Below are 5952 nucleotides of genomic sequence, written 5' to 3'. Positions count from 1 at the left end.
TTGATGGCCATTTAGATATAAATAGATACTACTTAGCTTTTATAAATAGAACTGAAAGCTTTAAAAAATACCTGCCAGACATAGTTAGAATTAACTATAAATGCTTAATTTATAATATAAAAACCTATATGAAAGATTGGCAAGATATGCAAGGATTTAATAAGCTAAAGAAGTGTTATAAAGCAGATAAGATCTCTCTAGCAAATGATCATATATCATTTGGCTCACTAAAAATAACAAAGCAAGAGTTATATGGTCAAGGACTTGATAGTAACTTTGGAGCAGAGCAAACAAAACAACCATCAAGTATGATAGAAACCAAAGAATGGAATGTGAAGTCAGGGCATGATAGTTTGGAGAGATAGACTATTATGAGCTGTTATAGAAGCCAAATTATTAGCCATCTCTCACCCCATAAAACCAAATGGCAGTGCAAACATATCATCATCTAGCTTTACGGCTCTGTATCCAGTGTAAAAGACTATGCCTTTATCAAATTTACTTTGTAAATTCTCTTTTAAGTGGTAGATATGCTTGAAGTCATCTTTGCTGATAGTTTTTGAGGATTTGACCTCTATGGCTATGAGCTTACCTGATATCTCAAGGATAAAGTCTATCTCTTTTTGATCGCTAGTTCTATAGTAGTATATGTTTGCTCTTTTTTTGCTACTTGTATTTGCCTTTAGTAGTTCATCAAATACAAACGTCTCATATATGGCACCTTTATAAGGAGAATTTGCAAGCTCTTGTGCTGAAGAAATTTGTAGCAAGTGTACCAGCACCCCTGTGTCGGTAGCAAAAATTTTAGGAGTTTTTATAAGTCTTTTTAGAGCGTTGTTAAAGTATGGCTGAAGCTTTTGGATCTGATATGTATGCTCTAGCACGCTAAAATAGCTATCAAATGTCTTATTATCAAGACCCGACTCCAAGCATAGCTCGTTTTTGTTAAAGATGTTGCCACTTCTTAGCATACATAGGCGGTACATAGCGATAAATTTATCCATATTTCTGATGTTGCCTATCTCTTTGGCGTCTGATTCTATATATGTTCTTATGTATGAGCTAAACCAGAGATATTTTGATTTCTCTGAGCTTATCTTCATGATCTCTGGGTAGCCGCCGTTTATGATCTTCTCAGATAAGCCGTCGTTGTCATACTTCTTTAGCGCAAGATGGCTTATATCGCCACTTAAAATATCGATCAAATTTTCATCACTATGGCTTAACTCTTTTTGAGAAAGCGGATAGAGTTCCACTATGCCTATCCTACCAGCAAGTGAGTCTGATATATCTTTAAAGCCTTTTAAATTTGCAGAGCCAGTTAGTATAAACTGCCCGTTTGTTCTATCTTTATCTACAAATTCTTTTATTGCTAAAAGCAGTATGGGCACTCTTTGTATCTCATCTATTACTATGGGCTTATTGCAATGTTCTATAAAGTCTTTGGGATCGTTTCTCGCGGATTCATATATATTTATATCGTCAAGTGTTATGTAATTTGGTATATCTAAATTTAAAGCAAGGGTTGATTTGCCAACCTGTCTAGCTCCGCTTATCAAAAGCACTGGAAAGCTTTTCATATACTCTTTTATTTCGTCGCTTATGGCTCGTTTGATATACATAGTATTTTATCCTTAAATATTTAGGAGTATGATACTACAATATATATAAATTTGCAAGGATGGGTTGGTTAAGATAATTGTATATTTAAATTTAATTCGAACTAAAACTGGCAAGATTAAGTCAGTCACTGTGATTTTTTATTACACTGAGTATTTATTAGTAGAGCTTTAAGCAGTATCGCCTCAGATTTTAATATTAACAAATGGTAGTCAAATTTTTCCTCAAAAAGAGCAGCGTAATAACCATCTTTGGCGTATTACACATACTCTTTTTATACTGCGACTTAACTTCCCAATAAATTTTTTACCTCATAACTTTATCCAGTAGCGATTTATAGCTATCCACTACGTCATAGACCACGCTATCATTGCTTATAGCCTTAAAATGCTCCTTTGCGCAGTGGATTTTGGACTCTTCGACTTGGCGAAGTTGCATAGAATTCATAGACCCTTTAGTCTCCGCAACAAAATAAATGTGCTTGATATCACCATCATAAAATGCAATCGCCCTAAAAAGACAAACCTCTCCAGATACATCAGTCATACATATAGACGAATTTAAAGGAAATATAGAAAAAGAGAAATATCAGCTAGCGATGTATGATAAAAACCGTAAACTAGTAGATATATTAAGAAATAGACATTCACAAACAATAAAAAATATAATAAACGAATTTGAAATACAACCACAAGTAGTTGTAATGGATATGTTTAAGCCATTTAGAAGCGTAATAAATAGTAATATAGTTCAGGCCCAAATAGTAGCAGATAAATATCATGTAATAAGACAAGGGATATGGGCATTAAGAGATTTAAGAGTAGAATTATTTAACAAAGACAATGAAAAGTATAAGAAGTTAAAAAAATATTGGAAAATACTAAGTAAAAGCCCAATAAGTCAGTTTAGTCAAAGACAAAAAGAGATATTAAAAGAGATATTAAAAGTAGATAAGACATTGAAAAAGATGTATAGAATAATAAAAGAATTTTACAAGATGTTTGAGAGCAAGACAGTAAAGACAATGAGAAGGAGAATAGAGCAATTAATTGAAAAATTGAGAGTATTTAATATAAAGCAAAGTATAAAACTAGCAGATACAATAACAAGTTGGAAAAAAGAGATAATAAATATAGTAGAATATAAAATAAACAATGGGTTTGTAGAAGGAAATAACAACAAAATAAAAGTAATAAAAAGAGTATCTTATGGACTAAGAAACTATGAAAGATTTAGAAAATTGATATATTTACGTCTTTGCAATAGATAGAGGTGTTTTTACACCCCCCCCCACTATTGACAAAGAACCATAATAAATTTTATCCGCTCTATAAATTTAAAAATTAAATACCCTTTTTAAATACATTTAAAAGAAAAATTTATATATGATCCTAAGATAAAAAATTAATAATTATACTTAAGGAGCAAACATGCGAATTCCTATTCGCTACGGCAAAGATGATATCATCGACCTAAGCGTTCCGGAAAAAAATTTACTGGGAGTTTTTAACCCCAACCCCGTGGCTAAATTCGACGAAACGGCACTCATCGCAAAGGCTCTGGCAAATCCGATAAATCAAAAAAGCTTTGATGAGTTTATCGCTGGCGACGAAAAGATCGTCATCATCGTAAACGACGGCACGAGACCTACGCCGACGGCAAAAGTTTTAAAGCAAATTTACCCGAAAATCCGCGATAAAAATAAAATTTTCATCATCGCCACAGGCTGCCATAGAGAGGGCACGCTAGAAGAGTACGAGATGATATTCGGCAAAGAAATTTACGCCGAGCTTAACGCTAAAAGCGAAATATGCGACCACGACTCGAAAAAAGACGAAATGAGCTATCTGGGCGAGTCCAAAAACGGCACGCAGATGTATCTAAACAAAATCGTAGCCAAAGCAAAAAAAGTGATCGTCATAGGCTCGGTCGAGCCGCACTATTTTGCAGGCTATACGGGCGGACGAAAGGCGTTTTTACCCGGCGTCGCCAAATACGAAACTATCGAGCAAAACCACAAACTAGCCCTTAGCGCCGATGCTCAGGCGCTGCGCTTAGAGGGCAACCCCGTGTATGAAGATATGATCGACGCGATGAAGGTGCTCGCGCACATCGACGTTTTTTCGATCCAGACGGTGCTTGACAGCGAACACGGCGTGTATTACGCGAGTGCCGGACACCTAAACGACAGCTTTTATGACTGCATGAAAAAGGCAGACGAGGTCTTTTGCGTAAATATTCCGCGCAAGGCAGATATCGTGATCTCGGTCGCGCCCTATCCGATGGACGTCGATCTTTATCAGGCACAAAAAGGGTGCGGACGCAAAAATAGTCATCTTGCCGTTTGGCTCTATGACTGTGCCTAAGGTTTAAGTATGGCTAAAATTTTATACTATGATGCTAGCTGTGGCATCAGCGGCGATATGAATTTAGGCGCACTGGTGGATCTGGGCGCGGATTTTAGCTATCTTTGCGCCGAGCTTGCTAAGCTAAATTTAGCTAGCGAATTTTACCTACGCAAGCGCAAAGTGCTAAAATGCGGTATCTCTGCAACCAAAATAGACGTCGTTTGCGCGGCAAATCCGAGCCAAATTCCGCTTGGCCTCTTAGGCGCTAAATTTAGCCCGCGTCAAAATTTAAACGGCAAAATTCACGGCGCCGAATTTAGAGCGGATAAGTCCGCCCAAAACCATCCGCGTCCGCGAAATTTCACGCAAATTTTAGAGCTTATCGAGGGTTCTAGCCTAAGCGCTTTCGTAAAAAAAACGGCAAGCGAAATTTTTAGCGTTATCGCGCAGGCCGAGGCCAAAATCCACGGCACTAGCGCAGAGCAAGTACATTTCCACGAAGTGGGCGCCGCGGACAGCATCGCGGACGTAGTGGGTGCGGCTATTTGTTTGGAGGCCTTGGGTGCGCCGCAAATTTTTGCTTCGCCTATCGAGCTTGGCGGCGGTTTTGCGCACTGCGCTCACGGCAGGCTGACCGTACCGGCGCCTGCGGTTTGCGAAATTTTAAAAAGCGCGCAAGTAAGCCTAGGGCGAGCGAATTTCGAGATGACTACGCCCACAGGAGCGGCGATTTTAAAGGCCTGCGCACTAAATTTAAGGGAGCAAGACCGCCGCGAGTCGCCGCGAAATTTTAAAATTTTAAGCACGGGCTACGGCGCTGGCGATAAAGACATCGCAGATTTTGCCAACGCGCTTCGCGTGATACTTTGCGAAACGAGCGAGGATTTAGGCTTGAGAGATGAGCCAAATTTGAGCGTGCAGATCGGCTATGGCGAGCTTTGCGAGCGGATTTTAATCTCCACTAATATCGACGACATGGACGCCGAGAGCTTTGCCTTTGCGTGCGATATTTTGCGAGATAGCGGCGCGCTGGACGTATTTAGCAGGTCTATTTTTATGAAAAAGGGGCGCGCGGGCTTTGAGCTAAACGCGCTGTGCCGCAAGCAGGACGCCGCGCGGATAAAGGGGCTAATTTTCGCGCATACGACGGCGATCGGAGTTAGAGAGTGCGCCGTGAGGAAAACGGAGCTTGCGCGCGAGTTTTGCGAGGTAGAGACTAAATACGGCAAAATAAGGCTTAAAATTTCGCGCGGCCGAGTTTGCGGTTTTAACGCCGAACAAAATTTAACGGACGAAAATTTAGCCCGAAATTACCCCGAAATTTTAAAAATCAAGCCCGAATTCGAGGACTGCAAAAAAGCTGCGCAGAGATTTCAAACGACGATTCGCGAGGTTAGAAACGAGACTTTAAAAAAATATGACGAAACTAGAAATTCTAAAAAATGATATAAAAAAGCTAGGAAATTTAGCCATTGCTTTTAGCGGCGGCGTAGATAGCTCGCTACTGCTAAAGGTCGCTGCAGACGTGCTTGGCGAAAATGCGCTAGCACTCACGGTAAAATCGCCTTATATGTCTTTGCGCGAGATAGACGAGGCGGTAGAATTTACTAAATTTTATGGCATCAGGCACGAGATATTTGAAGTGGGCATCGTTGATGAGATAAAGCTCAATCCGCAAAATCGCTGTTATCTTTGCAAAAAAGCAGTTTTTTCAAGGCTTTTTGCTCGTGCAAAAGAGCTTGGTTTTACAAATTTGGCTGATGGCACAAACAAAGACGATCTTGGCGAATATCGCCCAGGTTTAAAGGCAAAAGAGGAGCTTGGTGTGCTTTCGCCTCTAATAAATTTACGTAAATTTGAGATCCGCGAGCTTTCACGTGAGCTAAATTTAGCAACAGCAGACAAGCCAAGCTATGCATGCTTGCTAACTCGTTTGCCGCATGAAAAAGAGATAAGCGCAGATGGGCTAAATTTAGTAGAAGCG

5 protein-coding genes and 2 pseudogenes are annotated in these 5952 nt (G+C 39.6%); 5 read left to right on the top strand and 2 right to left on the bottom strand.

Annotation, left to right across the window (positions count from 1 at the left end):
• Positions 1-365, top strand: a pseudogene (locus HMPREF1019_RS10210) (aminotransferase); the annotation flags it as partial.
• A 42-nt stretch (positions 366-407) separates the two neighbouring features.
• On the opposite strand, the gene HMPREF1019_RS09470 reads toward HMPREF1019_RS10210, so the two are convergent.
• Complete coding sequence (locus HMPREF1019_RS09470; RefSeq protein WP_009295506.1) at positions 408-1622, bottom strand: ATP-binding protein; 1215 nt, start codon at positions 1620-1622, stop codon at positions 408-410.
• 304 nt (positions 1623-1926) lie between these two features.
• On the bottom strand, positions 1927-2166 hold the full coding sequence (locus HMPREF1019_RS10560) for a restriction endonuclease (RefSeq protein ID WP_009295505.1): 240 nt from the start codon (positions 2164-2166) through the stop codon (positions 1927-1929).
• Between HMPREF1019_RS10560 and HMPREF1019_RS09465 the strand changes: the two genes are divergently transcribed.
• The 4 genes and pseudogenes from HMPREF1019_RS09465 to larE form a co-directional block, all read left to right on the top strand.
• Entirely contained in the window at positions 2126-2890 is a 765-nt protein-coding gene (locus tag HMPREF1019_RS09465) for a transposase (RefSeq protein WP_103597087.1), read from the top strand. The two genes, HMPREF1019_RS10560 and HMPREF1019_RS09465, sit on opposite strands and share 41 nt — an antisense overlap.
• 160 nt (positions 2891-3050) lie before the next feature.
• Positions 3051-3932: pseudogene (gene larA / locus HMPREF1019_RS09460) on the top strand (nickel-dependent lactate racemase); the annotation flags it as partial.
• A gap of 63 nt (positions 3933-3995) precedes the next feature.
• Positions 3996-5414 carry a nickel pincer cofactor biosynthesis protein LarC gene (gene larC / locus HMPREF1019_RS09455; RefSeq protein WP_009295502.1) on the top strand — a complete coding sequence of 473 codons (1419 nt, stop codon included), beginning with the start codon at positions 3996-3998 and terminating at the stop codon, positions 5412-5414.
• Positions 5386-5952: ATP-dependent sacrificial sulfur transferase LarE (larE, locus tag HMPREF1019_RS09450; RefSeq protein WP_009295501.1), on the top strand; the 567-nt coding region annotated here is incomplete at its 3' end. The genes larC and larE, both read left to right, overlap by 29 nt.

It is taken from the genome of Campylobacter sp. 10_1_50 (genome assembly GCF_000238755.1).
In the GTDB taxonomy this organism is placed as follows: domain Bacteria; phylum Campylobacterota; class Campylobacteria; order Campylobacterales; family Campylobacteraceae; genus Campylobacter_A; species Campylobacter_A concisus_R.
Note: the sequence above shows the minus strand (reverse complement) of the source record. Positions and strands in the feature narration are given on the sequence as shown.